19 protein-coding genes are annotated in these 16571 nt (G+C 71.0%); 4 read left to right on the forward strand and 15 right to left on the reverse strand.

Annotated features, from left to right (window positions below):
- Positions 1 to 89 precede the first annotated feature (89 nt).
- The 8 genes from ACWD01_RS00655 to ACWD01_RS00690 form a co-directional block, all read right to left on the reverse strand.
- Positions 90 to 443 (reverse strand): cytidine deaminase, encoded by a 354-nt coding sequence (locus ACWD01_RS00655; RefSeq protein WP_356889971.1) that lies wholly within the window; start codon positions 441 to 443, stop codon positions 90 to 92.
- 37 nt (positions 444 to 480) lie between these two features.
- Positions 481 to 1218, reverse strand: a complete 738-nt coding sequence (locus ACWD01_RS00660) for a hypothetical protein (RefSeq protein WP_451156618.1) — start codon at positions 1216 to 1218, stop codon at positions 481 to 483.
- A 130-nt stretch (positions 1219 to 1348) separates the two neighbouring features.
- Complete coding sequence (locus tag ACWD01_RS00665) at positions 1349 to 1705, reverse strand: MmcQ/YjbR family DNA-binding protein (protein ID WP_451156620.1); 357 nt, start codon at positions 1703 to 1705, stop codon at positions 1349 to 1351.
- Complete coding sequence (locus ACWD01_RS00670) at positions 1702 to 3006, reverse strand: hemolysin family protein (RefSeq protein ID WP_451156622.1); 1305 nt, start codon at positions 3004 to 3006, stop codon at positions 1702 to 1704. The genes ACWD01_RS00665 and ACWD01_RS00670 overlap by 4 nt, the downstream gene beginning before the upstream one ends.
- Positions 3003 to 3500 carry an rRNA maturation RNase YbeY gene (gene ybeY, locus ACWD01_RS00675; RefSeq protein WP_356889963.1) on the reverse strand — a complete coding sequence of 166 codons (498 nt, stop codon included), beginning with the start codon at positions 3498 to 3500 and terminating at the stop codon, positions 3003 to 3005. The genes ACWD01_RS00670 and ybeY overlap by 4 nt, the downstream gene beginning before the upstream one ends.
- A gap of 12 nt (positions 3501 to 3512) precedes the next feature.
- On the reverse strand, positions 3513 to 4535 hold the full coding sequence (locus tag ACWD01_RS00680) for a PhoH family protein (RefSeq protein ID WP_356889961.1): 1023 nt from the start codon (positions 4533 to 4535) through the stop codon (positions 3513 to 3515).
- A 179-nt stretch (positions 4536 to 4714) separates the two neighbouring features.
- The gene (locus tag ACWD01_RS00685) at positions 4715 to 5848 is read right to left on the reverse strand and encodes a carbohydrate kinase family protein (RefSeq protein ID WP_451157331.1); all 1134 of its coding nucleotides are present in this window, start codon (positions 5846 to 5848) and stop codon (positions 4715 to 4717) included.
- Positions 5849 to 6014: 166 nt separating this feature from the next.
- Positions 6015 to 6662 carry a TetR/AcrR family transcriptional regulator gene (locus ACWD01_RS00690; RefSeq protein ID WP_451156625.1) on the reverse strand — a complete coding sequence of 216 codons (648 nt, stop codon included), beginning with the start codon at positions 6660 to 6662 and terminating at the stop codon, positions 6015 to 6017.
- A gap of 186 nt (positions 6663 to 6848) precedes the next feature.
- On the opposite strand from ACWD01_RS00690, the gene ACWD01_RS00695 reads away from it, so the two are divergent.
- Positions 6849 to 8111, forward strand: coding sequence for a YncE family protein (locus ACWD01_RS00695; RefSeq protein ID WP_451156627.1), 1263 nt, complete (start codon positions 6849 to 6851; stop codon positions 8109 to 8111).
- Positions 8112 to 8182: 71 nt separating this feature from the next.
- Here the strand turns inward: ACWD01_RS00695 and ACWD01_RS00700 are convergent, their stop codons facing one another.
- The 7 genes from ACWD01_RS00700 to ACWD01_RS00730 form a co-directional block, all read right to left on the reverse strand.
- Positions 8183 to 9184 carry an adenosine deaminase gene (locus ACWD01_RS00700; protein ID WP_451156629.1) on the reverse strand — a complete coding sequence of 334 codons (1002 nt, stop codon included), beginning with the start codon at positions 9182 to 9184 and terminating at the stop codon, positions 8183 to 8185.
- Between the two features lie 69 nt (positions 9185 to 9253).
- On the reverse strand, positions 9254 to 10165 hold the full coding sequence (locus ACWD01_RS00705; protein ID WP_451156631.1) for a ribonuclease Z: 912 nt from the start codon (positions 10163 to 10165) through the stop codon (positions 9254 to 9256).
- Between the two features lie 17 nt (positions 10166 to 10182).
- Entirely contained in the window at positions 10183 to 10542 is a 360-nt protein-coding gene (locus tag ACWD01_RS00710; RefSeq protein ID WP_451156633.1) for a histidine triad nucleotide-binding protein, read from the reverse strand.
- 182 nt (positions 10543 to 10724) lie between these two features.
- Positions 10725 to 11429 (reverse strand): DoxX family membrane protein, encoded by a 705-nt coding sequence (locus tag ACWD01_RS00715; RefSeq protein ID WP_451156635.1) that lies wholly within the window; start codon positions 11427 to 11429, stop codon positions 10725 to 10727.
- Positions 11430 to 11512: 83 nt separating this feature from the next.
- Positions 11513 to 11647: a hypothetical protein gene (locus ACWD01_RS00720; RefSeq protein ID WP_451156637.1), complete on the reverse strand. Its 135-nt coding sequence runs from the start codon at positions 11645 to 11647 to the stop codon at positions 11513 to 11515.
- 353 nt (positions 11648 to 12000) lie between these two features.
- Complete coding sequence (locus ACWD01_RS00725; protein WP_451156639.1) at positions 12001 to 13404, reverse strand: vanadium-dependent haloperoxidase; 1404 nt, start codon at positions 13402 to 13404, stop codon at positions 12001 to 12003.
- Between the two features lie 243 nt (positions 13405 to 13647).
- Positions 13648 to 14259, reverse strand: coding sequence for a CGNR zinc finger domain-containing protein (locus ACWD01_RS00730; protein ID WP_451156641.1), 612 nt, complete (start codon positions 14257 to 14259; stop codon positions 13648 to 13650).
- Between the two features lie 257 nt (positions 14260 to 14516).
- On the opposite strand from ACWD01_RS00730, the gene ACWD01_RS00735 reads away from it, so the two are divergent.
- The 3 genes from ACWD01_RS00735 to ACWD01_RS00745 all read left to right on the forward strand — a co-directional run bounded on the left by ACWD01_RS00735 (position 14517) and on the right by ACWD01_RS00745 (position 16532).
- Positions 14517 to 15434 carry a LysR family transcriptional regulator gene (locus ACWD01_RS00735; RefSeq protein ID WP_451156643.1) on the forward strand — a complete coding sequence of 306 codons (918 nt, stop codon included), beginning with the start codon at positions 14517 to 14519 and terminating at the stop codon, positions 15432 to 15434.
- Between the two features lie 439 nt (positions 15435 to 15873).
- Positions 15874 to 16389: a cobalamin B12-binding domain-containing protein gene (locus ACWD01_RS00740; RefSeq protein ID WP_451156645.1), complete on the forward strand. Its 516-nt coding sequence runs from the start codon at positions 15874 to 15876 to the stop codon at positions 16387 to 16389.
- The gene (locus tag ACWD01_RS00745) at positions 16386 to 16532 is read left to right on the forward strand and encodes a hypothetical protein (RefSeq protein WP_451156647.1); all 147 of its coding nucleotides are present in this window, start codon (positions 16386 to 16388) and stop codon (positions 16530 to 16532) included. The genes ACWD01_RS00740 and ACWD01_RS00745 overlap by 4 nt, the downstream gene beginning before the upstream one ends.
- Positions 16533 to 16571: the final 39 nt, after the last annotated feature.

The raw sequence follows: 16571 nt of genomic DNA on the forward strand, positions 1-16571 counted from the left end.
GCGCGCCCGCGCCGGGCGCCCCCGAGGGGCTTCCGGGGCTCCGTCCCATGCGGTCCGGCGGCCGTGGGAAACACCGGCCGCGCCCCGCGTCAGCCCGCGGTGACCGCGGCCTTCAACTCCCCGTCGGGGCCCGCGAGCAGCACCGGCGTCCCCGCTCCGCCCAGGTCCCGTACCGCCGCGCGGTCGTCGTCGGAGGCGGCGTCCGCCTCGGAGACGACGGCCGCCGCCTCCAGCGACGTGGCGCCGCTGGCGACCGCCATGGCGACGGCGGTCTGCAGCGCGCTGAGCTTCAGCGAGTCCAGGGCCACCGTGCCGGCGACATAGGTGCGGCCGGTCTCGTCGCGCACGGCCGCGCCCTCGGGCACGCCGTTACGGGCCCGGGCGCTGCGCGCCAGCGTGATGATCTTGCGGTCCTCGGGGCCGAGGTCGGAACTCTGCGTCATGCCACGAGCATAGATCGGCCCCGAGTCCGCACCGGCGTCAGCCCTGGGCGCCCTTGACGAGCTTGTCGCCGACCACCGTGACCAGCTCGCCGAAGTTCTTCTGCGCCTCGGCGCCGCCGTCGTTCATGAACGCGACGCGGGTGGCTCCCGCGCCCTGGTGCGCGACGAGCAGGTTCGCCGTGATCTCGATGCCGGGCGCGAACTCGAAGGACATCGTGAACGCCTGGGAGGCCTCCGCCGCCTTCGGGGCGTCGACGCGCGCGATCTTGACCGGGACCTTCGTGCCCTCCATGTCGAAGGGGACGGTGGTGCAGGCGGCGAGCGCCGTGTCGATCGCCTTGACGTAGTCGGCCGCGCCCGTGCCGGGGAACGTGAAGACCTGCTGGCTCAGCTGGGTCTTGCCGCCCGCCCCCTTGAAGTCGGCTTCGCCGCCCTTGGTCGCGCCCTTGACCTCTTCACCCATCAGGTCGGCGAGGGGCTGGCACTCGGCCTTGTCGGACTTGGGCGCCGCGTCGCCGGAGGCCGGCACCTTGTCGGCGGTCCACCCGGAGGGCAGGTCGCCGACTTCGAGCAGGGACGCCTTCATCTGGTCCGCCGTCAGCGGCTCGACGGGCTTGCTCTCCTCGGCGGGCCTGTCGCTCGCCGAGCCCTTGGCGTCGCCGCTCTCGGAGGCGCTCGGCTTCTTGTCGTCCTCCGCGCCGCAGGCGGTGCCCGCGAGGCACAGAGCGGAAGCGGTCAGAACGGCGGCGGCACTACGGCGGATACGGGTACGCATTGCGTCATCTCCCCATGTCAGAACAGCTCTTGGGGAGCTTCCCCCCTCCCCTGGACGCACCGAGAATACACAGAAACGGAGGCTGTCCCGCCATGGATTACTGCCCACCGGGCCGGGCCGCGGGCCCCGTTCACCCCCGGTTCAGCCGCAGTCGCTCCGCCCGTGGCAGGCCCGCCACCACCAGGTCGTACGAGTCCTCCACCAGCTCCCGGACCAGCCGGTCGGGCAGCTCGGCCACCGTCACCGTGTTCCAGTGGCGCTTGTTCATGTGCCACCCGGGGACGATCACGCCCGGATGGTCCGCGCGCAGCCCGACCGCGAGGTCCGGATCGCACTTGAGGTTGACCGTCAGCGGGGTGCCGTCCAGCGCGCTGAGGGCGAACATCTTGCCCAGGACCTTGAAGACGGAGGTCTCAGGACCGAAGGGGAACTCCTCCACCGCGGCGTTGAATTCCAGGCAGAACGCCCGCAGTTCCTCCGGAGTCACCCCGTCGCCCCTTCCTCCGCCGGCAGCTCCACCGGTTCGGAGAGCACCGTCACGATCTTGTTGCGCCGGCCCGCGGGAGACTCCGCGGTCAGCCGGAGGGCACGGCCGTCCGGCAGGTCCACGACCGCCTCCGCGCCCGCGATCGGGACCCGGCCGAGCGCCTTGGCCAGCAGGCCGCCGACCGTCTCCACGTCCTCGTCGTCCAGTTCGTCGGCCCCCAAGCCGTACAGCTCGCCGAGGTCGCCGATGTCGAGACGGGCCGTGACGCGGAAACGGCCGTCGCCCAGCTCCTCGACGGGCGGCAGCTCGCGGTCGTACTCGTCGGTGATCTCGCCGACGATCTCCTCGAGGATGTCCTCGATGGTCACGATGCCGGCCGTGCCGCCGTACTCGTCGATGACGACGGCGACGTGGTTGCGCTTCTGCTGCATCTCGCGCAGCAGGTCCCCGGCGTTCTTGGTGTCGGGCACGAAGACCGCCGGCCGCATCGCGGTGGAGACCAGGTCCGCCTCCGCGTCGCGGTTGATGTGCGTCTTGCGGACGAGATCCTTGAGGTAGACGACGCCGACGATGTCGTCCTCGTTCTCCCCGGTGACGGGGATACGGGAGAAACCGGAGCGCAGCGCCAGCGTCAGGGCCTGGCGGACGGTCTTGTACCGCTCGATGGAGACGAGGTCGGTGCGCGGCACCATCACCTCGCGCACCAGGGTGTCGCCGAGCTCGAAGACGGAGTGCACCATGCGGCGCTCGTCGTCCTCGATCAGCGACTCCTGCTCCGCCAGGTCGACCAGCGCCCGCAGTTCGGCCTCGGAGGCGAACGGCCCCTTGCGGAAGCCCTTTCCGGGAGTCAGGGCGTTGCCGATGAGGATCAGCAGCTGCGGGACCGGGCCCATGACGCGGGCCAGCGGCAGCAGTACGTACGCGGAGGCGGTGGCCGTGTTGAGCGGATGCTGACGGCCGATGGTGCGCGGGGAGACGCCCACGGCGACGTAACTCACCAGCACCATCACGGCGATGGCGACGAGCAGCGCCGACCAGGTCTCCGCGAACTCCGTCAGGCAGACATAGGTGACGAGCACTCCGGCCGCCATCTCGCACGCCACCCGCACCAGCAGGGCGACGTTGAGATAGCGGGTCGGGTCCGCGGCGACCTGCTCCAGTTTCTGCGCGCCGCGGCGCCCGTTCCGCACCGCCTCGGCGGCGCGGAAGCTGGACACCCGGGCGAGACCGGCCTCCGCGCAGGCGGCCAGCCAGGCGACGACGACCAGCGCGACGGCGCCCGCGATCAGTTGGCCGGTCATGAGACGGTCGGCGCCGGGGAGGGGCCGGTGAAGCCCTTCTCCGACCGCCAGCCGTCGACGATCGCGGCCTGCAGACCGAACATCTCGGCCTTCTCGTCCGGCTCCTCGTGGTCGTAACCGAGCAGGTGCAGCACTCCGTGGACGGTCAGGAGCTGGAGCTCCTCGTCCATGGAGTGCTGCGTGGGAGCGTCCTCGCCCTGCTTCTTGGCGACCTCGGGGCAGAGCACGATGTCCCCGAGGAGGCCCTGCGGGGGCTCCTCCTCGTCCTTGCCCGGCGGACGGAGCTCGTCCATCGGGAAGGACATGACGTCGGTCGGTCCCGGCAGGTCCATCCACTGGATGTGGAGCTGCTCCATGGCTTCGGCGTCCACGACGATCACCGAGAGTTCGGAGAGCGGGTGGATGCGCATCCGCGCGAGGGCGTAGCGGGCGATGTCGAGGATCGCCTGCTCGTCGACCTCGGTTCCGGACTCGTTGTTGACGTCGATCGACATGGTGCGCGCTGACTACTTCCCGTTTTGGCCGTCGTACTTCTCGTACGCGTCGACGATACGGCCGACCAGCTTGTGCCGGACGACATCCTGCGACGTGAGCCGTGAGAAGTGGACGTCCGAGACGCCGTCGAGGATGGCCTGCACCTGGCGCAGACCGCTCTTCGTGCCGCCCGGGAGGTCGACCTGGGTGACGTCGCCGGTGATCACGATCTTCGAGTCGAAGCCGAGCCTGGTGAGGAACATCTTCATCTGCTCGGGGTTCGTGTTCTGCGCCTCGTCGAGGATGATGAACGCGTCGTTGAGCGTACGGCCACGCATATACGCGAGCGGTGCGACCTCGATCGTGCCCGCCGCCATCAGGCGCGGGATCGAGTCGGGGTCGAGCATGTCGTGCAGCGCGTCGTACAGCGGGCGGAGATACGGGTCGATCTTCTCGTACAGCGTGCCGGGGAGGAAGCCGAGACGCTCTCCGGCCTCGACGGCGGGGCGGGTCAGGATGATGCGGTTGACCTGCTTGGACTGCAGCGCCTGCACGGCCTTGGCCATCGCGAGATACGTCTTGCCGGTACCGGCGGGGCCGATGCCGAAGACGATCGTGTGCTTGTCGATCGCGTCGACGTAGTGCTTCTGGTTCAGCGTCTTGGGGCGAATGGTGCGGCCGCGGCTGGAGAGGATGTTCTGGGTGAGGACCTCGGCCGGGGTCTCGGCCACGGCGTCGCCCGTACCTTCCTCGGCCGCCCTGAGCATGGCGATCGAGCGTTCCACTGCGTCCTCCGTCATCGGCTGCCCGGTGCGGAGCACGAGCATCATTTCGTCGAACAGGCGCTGGATCAGGGCGACTTCCCGCGCGTCGCCGACCGCGCTGACCTGGTTGCCCCGGACATGGATGTCGGCCGCCGGGAAGGCCTTCTCGATCACGCGCAGCAGGGCGTCACCCGAGCCGAGAACTGTCACCATCGGGTGCTTGGCCGGGACGGTGAAGTGGGCTCGCGCCTGGCCCGGCGCGGGGGTCTGGTCTGTCGGTGTCTGAGTCATGGGCCGGCTCTGTGGCCTGCACATACCTCCCGTTGCAGGGTTCTCGCTGCTCGACAACCTCTGGGACATCCAGAGTACGACGTGCCACTGACAAGGCCGAAGGCTTTTACCGGAGCGGATCCGGGCGGTGCCGGAGGGGAACGGCGCCGTGGCGGGCGCGGGCAGGGGTGGGCGCGGCCTCAGGCCGAGCGGCCGAAGCCGATCGTGGGGACCGCCCGGCGCAGCGGCCACGGCCTGGCCGGCGCGGGCAGCAGCCGCTCGAGGAAGCCGTACCTGTGCAGGGCCGCCGGGTCCTGGTCGTGCACGGCCCGGACGGACTGCCACCAGGCCGCGACCTCCGACCAGCCCGGAGCGGAGAGCGACCCGCCGAACTCCTGCACCGACAGGGCCGCGGTCAGCCCGGCGAAGGCGAGCCGGTCGGCGAGCGGCCAGCCCGCCAGCGTGCCGGTGACGAATCCCGCCACGAACACGTCCCCCGCGCCCGTCGGGTCCAGCGCCTCGACCTGGATGGCGGGGACCTCGGCGCTCTCGCCGGTGGAGCCGTCCACGGCATAGGCGCCTTCCGCGCCGAGTGTGACGACGGCCAGCGGCACCCGGTCGGTCAGGGCCCGGGCGGCGGCGCGCGGGCAGTCGGTGCGGGTGTAGCGCATGGCCTCCGCCGCGTTCGGCAGGAAGGCCTCGCAGTGCTCCAGGTCGGCCAGGTCGTCCGGATCCCAGCGGCCCGACTCGTCCCAGCCGACGTCGGCGAAGACCCGGGTGCCCTTGCGGGCGGCCTGGGCGATCCACTCCGCCCGGACGCCCGGAGTGAGGGAGGCGACCGCGGCGCGGGCGGGCGGCGGGCAGTCGGGGGCCGGCTCCGGCGGCGGGGCCTCGTGGCCGTGGGAGACCATGGTGCGCTCGCCCTCGTACGCCATGGAGACGGTGACCGGGGAGTGCCAGCCGGGGACGGTGCGCGACAGGGACAGGTCGATGCCCTCGCCCTGCTCGAGGGCGTCCCAGCAGTACTCGCCGTAGTGGTCGTCGCCGAAGGCGGCAGCCAGGGAGGTGCGCAGCCCGAGACGGGCGAGGGCGGTGGCCATGTTGGCGACGCCGCCGGGGCTGGAACCCATCCCGCGGGCCCACGACTCGGTGCCGCGCACGGGGGCGGAGTCGAGGCCGGTGAAGATGATGTCGAGGAAGACGCTGCCGGTCAGATAGACGTCGCAGTCGGGATCGCCGGGCGTCCGCAGTGCCGCGAGGGGGTCGAGGCAGGTGGCCGCGGCCGGGCGGGCGCGGCCACGCGCGAAGGGACCGGAGCCGGCCGGCTGCGGCAGTTGCTTTCCGTTGCGAGTGGTCACCGTGGGCACTCCCGTACGTGGTGCATTTCCAGCCAGTCTGCCCGACGCCACCGGCACCGGAACGGAGGCGGGCACGGAGCGATCGAGCGGCCCGGGCCCCCGATGGGCACGGCAAGTGGGTCCGTATCCCCCGGCCGGCGCTCTACAGCGGGGCCGGGCGGAGGATGCCGAGCAGCATCCGGACCAGTTCGTCGACGAGTTCGTCCAGGGTGGCGTCCACCCATCCGGCGGTCCAGTCGTGGAGCAGCCCGTTGACGCTGCCGATGAACGCCGCCGCCGCGACCCGGTAGTCGCGCGGCTCGGCCTCTCCGCGCTCCACGGCGCGCGCCGCCTCCGCGCAGATGAAGTCCACCCAGCGGGCCCGGCGCGCCAGCCGCTGCCGCTCCATCTGCGGGCTGACGCCCACGATTTCGAGAAACGTGATCCGGATGCGCCGGGGATCGCCCGTCACGTTCGCAGCGTACGCGCGGAAGACCGCCGCCGCCCGCTCGGCCACCGGCAGTTCCGAGGCCCGCGCGAGGGCGGCGAGCGCCGCTTCCTCCGCCCAGTCGTTGACCCGGAGGTGCAGGGCGGCCAGTACGTCCTCGAGGGTGCGGAACTCCTCGTAGAACTGGCGGGTGGAGAGCCCCGCCGCCTCGCTCAGCGCGGCGACGGTGGTCGCGCGGTAGCCCGGTGCGTCGCCGAAGAGCCGGAGGCCCGCGTCGAGGAACCGGCGGCGGCGCTCGGCCCGGCGTTCCTCCGCGGACCTGCCTCCGTAACGGCCGGTCGCCGGCCGGGCCCTGCCTGTCACATGACCTCCTGGTCGTCGGACGACTCATTTTCACGGGTCGGCGGGCCGAAGTCCGGGTTTCGGCGTGTGCGAAGTCTTGTGAAGCCCGTCACCGCTCGTTACTTTCCAGTAGCTCAATCTGAACGGCTTCGTTTTCAGACTGCGCCTCGAGCTCCTGGGGCCGCCTCCGTGAAAGGTAGGACGACGATGTCTCTGTCCAGCACCAGGCGGGCCGTCGGCGCGGCCGTCGCCGCCCTGGCTCTGACCGCCACCGCGTCGGTGACGGCGACCGCCGCGGCCCCGGCCGGCCCGGCCGCGGACTCCCTGCGGGAGGTCATGTTCGTCGGCAACAACTGGGACGGCACCGCCGATGTCATCGAGGCCCGGGGCGACTTCGCGAAGATCGGCCGGATCAACGTCATACCCGACAAGGAGGAGCGGCTGCGGGAGATCTACCTCAACCCGCTGAAACTGGCCTTCTTCCTGGGCATCCGCCAGGGCCCCGGCGAGGGGCACGACCAGTTCGTCGACGACATGTACTCGACGCCCGACGGGTCGGCCATGGTCGTCTCCCGCCCCAGCTTCGCCGACGTGGTCTCGATCGATCTGGCCACCGGGAGGATCAACTGGCGCTTCCCCGTCTCCGGTTTCCGCTCCGACCACATGGCCGTCTCCCCCGACGGCAGGCGGGTCGCGGTCTCCGCCTCCACGTCCAACACCGTGCATGTCCTCGACATCGAGACCGGCGAGCAGGCCGGGTCGTTCAAGACCGGCGACAAGCCGCACGAGAACGTCTTCACCGACGGCGGCAGGTACCTGTGGAACATGTCCATCGGCGAGGTCAACACCGCCCTCGACGCGCCCTGGCTCGACTGGACCAAGGGCGACCGCCGCATCACCGTCGTCGACACACGGACCCATCAGCAGGTGAAGGTCATCGACATGCGGGAACGGCTCGACGCCTTCGGCCGCGAGGACCTCTCCGACTCCGTCCGGCCGGTCGCCTTCACGCCCGACGAGTCCAGGCTGTACTTCCAGGTGTCGTTCTTCAACGGCTTCGTCGAGTACGACGTGGCGGCGGACCAGGTCACGCGGGTCAAGACGCTGCCGAAGAACCCGGCGACCAGCGAGGACCGCACCAGCTGGGTCAACGACTCGCGCCACCACGGCATGTCCATGAGCCCGAAGGGCGACAAGCTCTGCGTCGCCGGGACGATGGACGACTACGCCACCGTCGTCGACCGGGCCACCCTGACGGAGGGGCCGCTGGTGCCCGCGTCGAAGCCCTACTGGGCCACGGTCAGCGGCGACGGCAGGTCCTGCGTCATCTCCGAGAGCGGAGCCGACGCGGTCACCGCGATCGACTTCGCCACGGGCAGGAAGGTCGCCACCGTCGCCGTCGGCGACCACCCGCAGCGGGTGCGCCTCGCGCACGTACCGGCCGGCTGGACCGGCCCCGCGGCGGGCTGAGCCGCAGGGGCACGGCCGGGCGCGCGCGCCGCGCGGGTCCGGCCGTGCCCGACGTCAACCGGTCTGCCCGGCTAGCCGGCGTGCTCGAACTCGTACGCCTCCACCTCGGCCAGATACCGCGCGCGGCGCTCCTCGTCGTCGTCCAGGAACGACGCCAGGAACGAGTTACGGGCCAGTTCCCGCAGCTGCTCGTCGTCCAGCCCGAGCGCCTCGTGCACCGCGTGGAAGGTGTCGCCGACGTAGCCGCCGAAGTACGCCGGGTCGTCGGAGTTGACCGTGCACATCAGCCCGGCGGCCATCATCCGGGCCAGCGGATGGTCCTCCAGCACGTCCACGGCGCGCAGCCGCACGTTCGACAGCGGACACAGCGTCAGCGGGATCCGCTCGCGCGCCAGCCGCGTCACCAGTTCCGGGTCCTCCATACAGCGCAGGCCGTGGTCGACCCGTTCGACACCGAGCACGTCCAGGGCCTCGGAGATGTACTCCGGCGGCCCCTCCTCGCCCGCGTGCGCGACCCGGCGCAGACCGAGCGCGGCGGCCGCCTCGTACACCTCGCGGAACTTCGACGGCGGGTGGCCGGCCTCCGCGGAGTCGAGGCCGACGCCGGTGATCCGGTGCAGATACGGCTTCGCCGCCTCGAGCGTCGCCAGCGCCGACTCGGCCGTCTCGTCCCGCAGGAAGCACATGATCAGCCGGGTGGAGACGCGGTACCGCTCCTCCGCGCGGTCGAGCGCACGCGCCAGTCCCTGAACGACCGTGCCGATGCCGACGCCCCGCGCGGTGTGCGCCTGCGGGTCGAAGAAGATCTCCGCGTGCCGGACGCCCTGCTCGGCGGCGCGCCGGAGGTAGGCGTCGGCCAGATCCGCGAAGTCCTCCTCGGTGCGCAGCACCGTCATCAGCCCGTAGTACAGGTCGAGGAAGGACTGCAGATCCTTGAACAGATAGGCGCGGCGCAGCGCTTCGGCGTCCGGGTAGGACAGCTCCACGCCGTTGCGCCCGGCGAGGGTGAAGGCGAGCTCGGGCTCCAGGGTGCCTTCGATGTGAAGGTGGAGTTCGGCCTTGGGGAGAGGCATGGTCGCATCCTAGGCGGCCGGTGCCTCGCGACCGCGGAACGCGCTCGGGCCCCGGGACGGGAGCGCGTCTCAGGCCCGCTTCGGTACGGGGATTCGCGAGAGGTCCCTGGCGACGGTCACCTCGCCGTCGAAGCCGGCGGCCGCCCTGGCCTGCCGCTCGAACTCGGCGGCGGCATCCGTGTACCGCTGCGAGAAGTGCGTCAGCACCAGGTGCCGGACGCCCGCCTCCTGCGCCACCCTGCCCGCCTGGCCCGCCGTCAGGTGCCCGTGGTCGGCGGCGAGTCGCCCGTCCTCGTCGAGGAACGTCGACTCGATGACCAGCATGTCGCAGCCTTCGGCCAGCGCGTACACGCCGTCGCAGAGCCGGGTGTCCATCACGAACGCGAACCGCTGCCCCGGACGGACCTCGCTCACCTCGTCGAGCGTGACCCCGTCCAGTGCGCCCTCGCGCTGGATCCGGCCCACGTCCGGCCCGGCCAGGCCGTGCGCCGCCAGCTTCTCGGGGAGCATCCGGCGGCCGTCGGGCTCGACGAGCCGGTAGCCGTACGACTCGACGGGGTGCGACAGCTTGTGCGCGTGCAGGGTGTAGCCCGCGGTGGTGGCGATGACGCCGTCGGCGGCGACCGGGACCTCTTTGAGCTTGACCGTCTCGCGGTACGCCGTGGCGTACCGCAGCCGGTCGAAGAACCGCTGCCCGCTCTTCGGATAGTGCGCGGACACCGGGTGCGGGACCTGGTCCAGATTGATCCGCTGGATCACCCCGGCGACGCCGAGGGAGTGGTCGCCGTGGAAGTGGGTGACGCAGATCCGGTTGATGTCGTGCGCGGAGACACCGGCACGCAGCATCTGGCGCTGTGTGCCCTCCCCCGGATCGAAGAGCAGTCCCTCTCCGTCCCAGCGCAGCAGATAGCCGTTGTGGTTGCGGTGCCGGGTCGGGACCTGGCTGGCGGTGCCCAGCACCACGAGTTCACGTACGGACAAGGCGCGTTGCTTCCGGCTTATCCGGGCGGCCACTCGAGGCCGCGGCCTCCGAGCACGTGCGCGTGGGCGTGGAAGACGGTCTGGCCCGCGCCGGAGCCGGTGTTGAAGACGACTCGGTAGCCACTGCCGGCCGTCTTCTCCTCCACCGCGACGTGACCGGCCTCACGCAGCACGTCGGCGGCCAGTTCGGGCGCGCCGGCGGCGAGCGACGCGGCGTCCGGGTAGTGCGCCTTGGGGATGACGAGGACGTGCGTGGGGGCCTGAGGGTTTATGTCGCGGAAGGCGAGGGTCGTCTCCGTCTCCCGTACGACGGTGGCGGGCACCTCCCTGGCGACGATCTTGCAGAACAGGCAGTCGGCCTGCGGTTCTCCGGCCATTCCCGGTCCTCCTGGCGCGCTGACGACGACTTCCGCATGCTATCGGGCTGCGCACCCCGGGGGGTGTGGCGCCCTCGGCGCGCGGCCGGCAGGCCCCGCTGCCCCGCATCAGCTTCACGGGGCAGCCGCCCGTTCACTCGTCCCCCGGTGGTGCACGGCGTCAGGGGGCGAGGGGTCCGCTCTCAGCCGCGGCGGCCGGGCTGGAGGGAGTCGTCAAGGACACTGCGCCGGACCAGGTACGGGTCCTGACGGAGTCCGGCCGCCCCGGAGGGGACGCTGCCCTGCGCGGCCGGCGTCGGGCGCGGTGACCGGTCGGCGCCGTCCGTCAGCAGGCACGACGGGCAGAAGGACTGCGGAGCCGTCACGGCGTCCGGCGTCAGGGGTGCGTCCGGCTGCGCGGCGTCGGACGACGACCGGGCGGTCCGCAGGGCCGCGGCGGCGACGGACAGACAGGCGGTCACGAGGACCAGGTTCTTGATGATGTACTGCCCCTCCATGGAGGGGACGAACGGGTACTGCCACACCGCGGCCGGGAGGATCACCAGGGTGGCGAACACGCCCCCCATGTGGACGAAGAACACGGCCAGCGTCAGCCGCAGCAGCTTCCCTGTGACCAGCCCTATGCCGATGAGCACCTCCATGAGGGCCAGGGCCGGCTGGGAGACGCCGGGCGGGACCATGCCGAAGCTGATCACGCCCATCACCTGCGTGGCGATGTCCTGTGCCGGGCTCAGCGCGGGCACGAACTTCAGTGCGCCGAACCACACGAACAGCACTCCGACACTGATCCGGAGAACGTCCGTCTCCCGGCGCCGGTAGGCGGTGGAGAACGCGGCCGCCCAGTGGGCGTAGCGGTCCGTGCGTGGGATTCTTGCGATGCGGATCATGGATGTACCTCGATTTCGTCAGCGGTCGGGCTCCGCCCGGCCGAAGCCGACGCGGAATACCGTCCCTCAACCGGGCGTTCTCTTCAGTGGGTTCGGCCGTGCACTCGCGCACTCGGGCCGCGTGCTCCCGCCAACTCGGCCGCCTTGTACGGGGGCTCGATGCGCTGGGGGCAGTCCGTGTCGTACGTCTCGACAGCGATGAAGGCGATCTGTTCCACCGCGGCCCTGTGGTCGCCCGGCGGCAGAGGGCCGGGGCGACGTGGTCGACACGACGTGCATCAGGGGCAGAGTGCGCGGTCACTTGGCCGACGCCCTCAGCGGGCCGGCGGATCCCGGCCGGTGCCGCTGCGGGCGCGGCAGCGTCTCGGGTCTCTTCTCGGACTCCGCCACGCGCCGGCGGGATTCTGTCCGAACGGCGCCGTTCTTCGGTGGCTGGAGGCGGTCCGCGGCCGCCGGGCGGCGGCCGCGGTGTCGCTGTTCTCCGGGGATGACGCGTGTGGATCGGGCCCGCGCCGCGCCCGGCTGCCGGCGGGGGCTGATCAGTGATTCAGGTGGTCAGTGGTTCAGGTGGTCAGTTGTTCACGATGGTGGCGCCGACGTGGCCGGCGACCCGGTAACCCATGGTCAGCGCTGCCTCGTTGTCCCACTCGAAGTGCACACCGAGATACTTGCGGCTGTCGGCCTTCTCCTGTGCGGCGGCGCTCAGGCTGGGGAAGGAACGCGTGACGCCCTGGGCCAGCGGGTCGTCGGTGCCGGCCGTGAAGGACAGGTTGTCGGTGCCGAAGTAGCCCCGCACGGCACCTGCCCACGCCGCCGCGATACCGCTGTGGCCGGAGACGTACGTCGGGAAATTGGGGCTGAAACTGTTGCCGGCGGTGTCCTGCTCCTCGGGCTGCCACGCCGGGTCGGCGACGATGCCCGGGTTCGGGACCTCGTTCGCGCGGGTGATGGCGTCCGCCGGCCGCCAGACGTCCCAGTCGCTCAGGTACTTGGAGTCCCAGACGGCGATCGCGGCGTCGGCCAGGGACACCGAGGTGAGGGCGAAGAGCTTGGCGCTCTCGTAGGAGGTGCCGTTCGGCCGGTACGTGCGGAACACCGCCGTGGTGTGGTCGAACTGCTGGCCCACGGGCTTGTAGGTGCCCTCGATGTCGTTGGCCCAGTAATGGCCGATCTTCGTCTGCTCCGCGGTGCGGGCGGTGGAGCCCTTGCCTCCGATCCGCTTGATCTCGTTGACCTGCGCCGCGTACTCGGGGCTGCGGAGGAGCTCGTCCGCGGTGGCGAAGCCGCCGATGTTGCCGGGCCGGAACTGCGAGCCGGATTTCAGGGCGAACGGCTTCACCTTGCCCCAGTTGGGGGCTCCCGCGGGCTTACCGGGTGCGGGCTGCCAGTGTCCGGGAGCGGTGACTCCCACATAGGGCGTGACGTCGGTGGAACCGTCTCCGGCGCGGTCGGCGATGATCGCCTCCGCGGTCCTGATGCCGAGGGCGCGGCCCCGCTCGCGCTGCTTCCAGCCGGCGTGGTCCGGCATGGCCAGCGCCGTTTTCAGCTTCGCGTCGAGGTCGGCCGAGGGGTACCGCGGGAAGGCGTCCTTGAGGACGGTGTAGGCGGCGTAGTCGATGGCCGTGTTGAGCGCGCCGTAGTCGCCGCGGGCCGAGGGGTCCTGGGTCCGGTACGGCTTGCCTATGGTGCGGATGGAGTTGACGGCGTCGTAGATGGCCAGATCCATCATCGCCCCGCCGCGGCTGAGCGGACCGGGGGTGCCGCCCGTGTGGCGGAACACGTCCAGGATCGCGTCGTTCCAGTAGAGGACGTGATCGTTGGTGCCGCGTGAGGAGTCGAGTGTGGACGCGTCGGGGGCCGGGATCTCCTCTGCCGCCGCCGAGTGGGCGGGGGCCAGGGTGGCGAGGGACGCCATGGCCACGGCTGCGACGGCGTATTTCAGTGCGGTCCTGCCCGGACGTGTGGTGGAGAGCATGAAGTCTCATCCCTGTTCTGTGTTGGCCCTGGCGACACTCGAGGAGGTGCCGGCGACGCCATGGCGTTTCTGCCTTGCCATGGAACGTATTCGGCCATCGTGGCCCGTCACCGACCGCTTCACCGATGGGCCGGATCGGGAAAACCGATGCCCCCGCCTCAGCAGGGGGTTCACTGGACGGCCATCTCGCCCTAACGGCAAGTCAAGCTTCGGTCGTTAGACCTGAGACAGGGACGGGGTCTTCTACTGGGCCTGGTTCCTGCGTGCGTAGTGACGGGCCACCCGGGCCCGGTTGCCGCAGCCGGTCGAGCACCACTCGCGGCGGCTGCGCGCACGGTCGAAGAACAGGACGCAGCCCGGCGCCTGGCACGCGCGGGGCTGCACGCCGGACGTGCCGGTCAGCATCCCGATCAGGGAGTGCGCGATCTCGGACTGGACCGCCACCAGGGGCGGCGCGGGACACATCTGCACCAGAGTGGGCCGCCCGCCCTCGATCCAGCGCAGCGAGGGCCACGGCCGGTCCATGCTCGACGCCCGGTTGAGCTGCGCGACGTCCCAGGAATCGGGGCTGAGCCGGCGGACGTGGGCCTCGGTCAGCCGGCGGGTGACGTCACGCAGCATCACGAAGCTCAGGACGTCCTCCGCGGTGACCGCCTCGAGGGCGCCGGCCGGCAGCGGCGTCGTCAGCCGGTCGCAGCAGGCTTCGAGCCACCGGGCGAGCCGTTCGGGGGATCCGAGGCCGTCCCGGAGAACCCCCCTCACGGGGAACACGGTGTTGGCGAACTCGAGCGGCAGCGGCTCGCCATGGAGGGGAGGGACGTCCGCGGGTCCCGGTGCGGGGGCATCGGTGGTCATCTCGGTCCTCATCCGGTCGGGCTCAGCTGGGCGAACGGCATCGGGCTTGTCGCGGCAGCTGACTGCATGGCAGGATCCAACCTAACGCATCTTCGCTCTTGACATCATTAGGTACGACGCGATCCGGCCATGCCTCCAAGGGGGGAGTCACCGCCGGATGCGGGCCGGAGTCCGTGGGCGAAGGGCAGGCCGCAGTGCCTCGACGCCGTTCGCGTCCGGATGACGACGGATCCGTGTTTTTCCTTGGGGGAAATGACATGTCATTGGATATCGCGCTCTATCAACTCAGGACCTTTCGCGAAGTAGCCAGAACCGGAAGCCTCACCAAGGCTGCGCGCAGCCTTGGTTACGCACAATCAAGTGTCACGTCGCACATTCGCTCCCTGGAGTCCCGTGTCGGTCTCCCGCTGATACAACGAATGCCGCACGGAGTTCGTCTGACGTCCGCGGGAGAGATCTTCCGGGACTACACGAACCGGATCTTTCACGTCGTGGACGAGATGGCCACCGCCCTCGACCCCTCCGGCGAGGCAGAGGGACGCGCCACGGTCGGCGCCTCCGCACTGCTGCTGGAGACACGGATCGGCGCCCTGGTCCGCGACTGCCGCTACCGCTATCCCAAGGTGCAGGTGTCGCCACGCCAATTGGGGATCAGCCGCGCGCTGGGGGCGCTGCGGGGCGGCGACGTCGACATGGCCCTGATTCACGGCGACTTCGCCGCCGGGGAACCCTCCGCCCCCGGGATCGTCGTCCATGAATTACCGGACCTCGAGGTGGTGCCCGTCGGTGCGGCCTCGATCCTCGCCGCACCCGACCCGGCGGCGGCGCTCAGACCGCTCAAGGTCCTGGCCGTCGATCCCCACTGCGCGTCGCACCAGGTCCTGGTGACCACGCTGCGCGAGGTGTACGGCATCGAAGCGGCCGTCATCGAGGCGGGTTCCATGGGCGGCGCCCGGGAACTCGCACGCGCCGGCTACGGCATCGCCATGCTCCCGGCCGAGTCCATCGGGCCGACCGAGGAGAGCAACGGCCTCGCGGTGCTGCCGGGCCTGCCCCGGGTCCGTCTCGATGTGCGGGCGCTGTGGAGCGGCCGCGACGTGGCCATGTCGGCGGTCGCCGCGGTCTGGGACGTGGCGATCCGGCTGGGCCGCGACACCGTGGCGCAACCGGCCTGACGGCCGGCCTTCTTTCTTTTTCCACCGGCTTCGGAAAGGCTCTCGGACCACGAGGGCCTTTCTTTCGTTTTCCTCGGTCCCCGGCCCGGTGACACGTCCGGCCCGTCCCATCGGAATTTTTGATAACGGGCATCGGCGAACACACGAAACCAGCCCCGCCTCCCCTTTATAGCCTTCTCGTGACACACAGAGCATCACTCGGTGGGCCCCGTCCGTACCCGGCCGGCCGCCGCGGTGGGAGATCTGCCCCGCCGGCGTGACCGCGGCCTCCTGAACCGGCCGGGGACGGAACGGCCTTCAGCCCTGACCGGCCGTTCCGCCCCGGCCCCCCACCTCCATCCCCACCGTGAACCACGCCCGCGTCGGCGACCCGTCACCGTGCCATGTCGTCACCGCGCCCTGCCGCGCCGCCGCGCCCGCACCCGACGAAAGAGCCGCCTTGTCCACCCATCAGGTCCACCCGCACCGCACCCGCCGACCGGACGCCGCGGAACGAGAGACCGAGCGCCCGGTGGAACGCCCCCGCCACCGCGTGCTCGTCTCGAGCGTCTCCTCCGATGCCCATACCTGGAACCTCGTTTTCCTGCAGCTGCTGCTGGAGGAAATGGGACACGAAGTGACCAACATCGGCTCGTGCGTGCCGGACGAGTTACTCATCGAGGAGTGCCGGCGGGTCCGGCCCGATGTGGTCGTCATCAGCAGCGTCAACGGCCACGGCGCACTCGACGGGGCACGGTGCATCCGTCGCCTCCGCGACGAGCCGGACCTGCGCGGTCTACGAGTCGTCATCGGCGGCAAGCTGGGCGTGACGGGCGCCGAACCGGGCACCTACGGTCCCGAGTTGCTGGCCGCCGGTTTCGACGCCGTCTTCGAGGACGCGGCCGGCATCGACGAGTTCCGCCGGTACCTCGCCCGGGACGCCGCGCCCGCCGTCGCCGCGACGGGCGCCCGATGACCGCACCCGTCGCACTGGGCACGTTCGCCTCGGCGTTCGCCTCCGCCGGCCGGGCCGGCGACCTGCTCGGCACGTTCGCCGCAGCGTTCGCCGCCCCGACCGAGAACGGCGAACGCGGCCATGGGGCCGCGCAGTCCAGGTGACCGCCGACCGGAGGACCCACCCTCCTCGGCAGGCAGACC

The sequence above is a fragment of the Streptomyces sp. NPDC002835 genome (assembly GCF_053591995.1).

What these genes read in the sequence shown, in the direction of transcription:
- ACWD01_RS00670 (WP_451156622.1), bottom strand. Translation starts at nt 3,006, where the DNA reads ATGACCGGCCAACTGATCGCGGGCGCCGTCGCGCTGGTCGTCGTCGCC.
- ACWD01_RS00745 (WP_451156647.1), top strand. Translation starts at nt 16,386, where the DNA reads ATGACCGCACCCGTCGCACTGGGCACGTTCGCCTCGGCGTTCGCCTCC.
- ACWD01_RS00730 (WP_451156641.1), bottom strand. Translation starts at nt 14,259, where the DNA reads ATGACCACCGATGCCCCCGCACCGGGACCCGCGGACGTCCCTCCCCTC.
- ACWD01_RS00725 (WP_451156639.1), bottom strand. Translation starts at nt 13,404, where the DNA reads ATGCTCTCCACCACACGTCCGGGCAGGACCGCACTGAAATACGCCGTC.
- ACWD01_RS00735 (WP_451156643.1), top strand. Translation starts at nt 14,517, where the DNA reads ATGTCATTGGATATCGCGCTCTATCAACTCAGGACCTTTCGCGAAGTA.
- ACWD01_RS00715 (WP_451156635.1), bottom strand. Translation starts at nt 11,429, where the DNA reads ATGATCCGCATCGCAAGAATCCCACGCACGGACCGCTACGCCCACTGG.
- ybeY (WP_356889963.1), bottom strand. Translation starts at nt 3,500, where the DNA reads ATGTCGATCGACGTCAACAACGAGTCCGGAACCGAGGTCGACGAGCAG.
- ACWD01_RS00660 (WP_451156618.1), bottom strand. Translation starts at nt 1,218, where the DNA reads ATGCGTACCCGTATCCGCCGTAGTGCCGCCGCCGTTCTGACCGCTTCC.
- ACWD01_RS00710 (WP_451156633.1), bottom strand. Translation starts at nt 10,542, where the DNA reads ATGGCCGGAGAACCGCAGGCCGACTGCCTGTTCTGCAAGATCGTCGCC.
- ACWD01_RS00700 (WP_451156629.1), bottom strand. Translation starts at nt 9,184, where the DNA reads ATGCCTCTCCCCAAGGCCGAACTCCACCTTCACATCGAAGGCACCCTG.
- ACWD01_RS00695 (WP_451156627.1), top strand. Translation starts at nt 6,849, where the DNA reads ATGTCTCTGTCCAGCACCAGGCGGGCCGTCGGCGCGGCCGTCGCCGCC.
- ACWD01_RS00680 (WP_356889961.1), bottom strand. Translation starts at nt 4,535, where the DNA reads ATGACTCAGACACCGACAGACCAGACCCCCGCGCCGGGCCAGGCGCGA.
- ACWD01_RS00655 (WP_356889971.1), bottom strand. Translation starts at nt 443, where the DNA reads ATGACGCAGAGTTCCGACCTCGGCCCCGAGGACCGCAAGATCATCACG.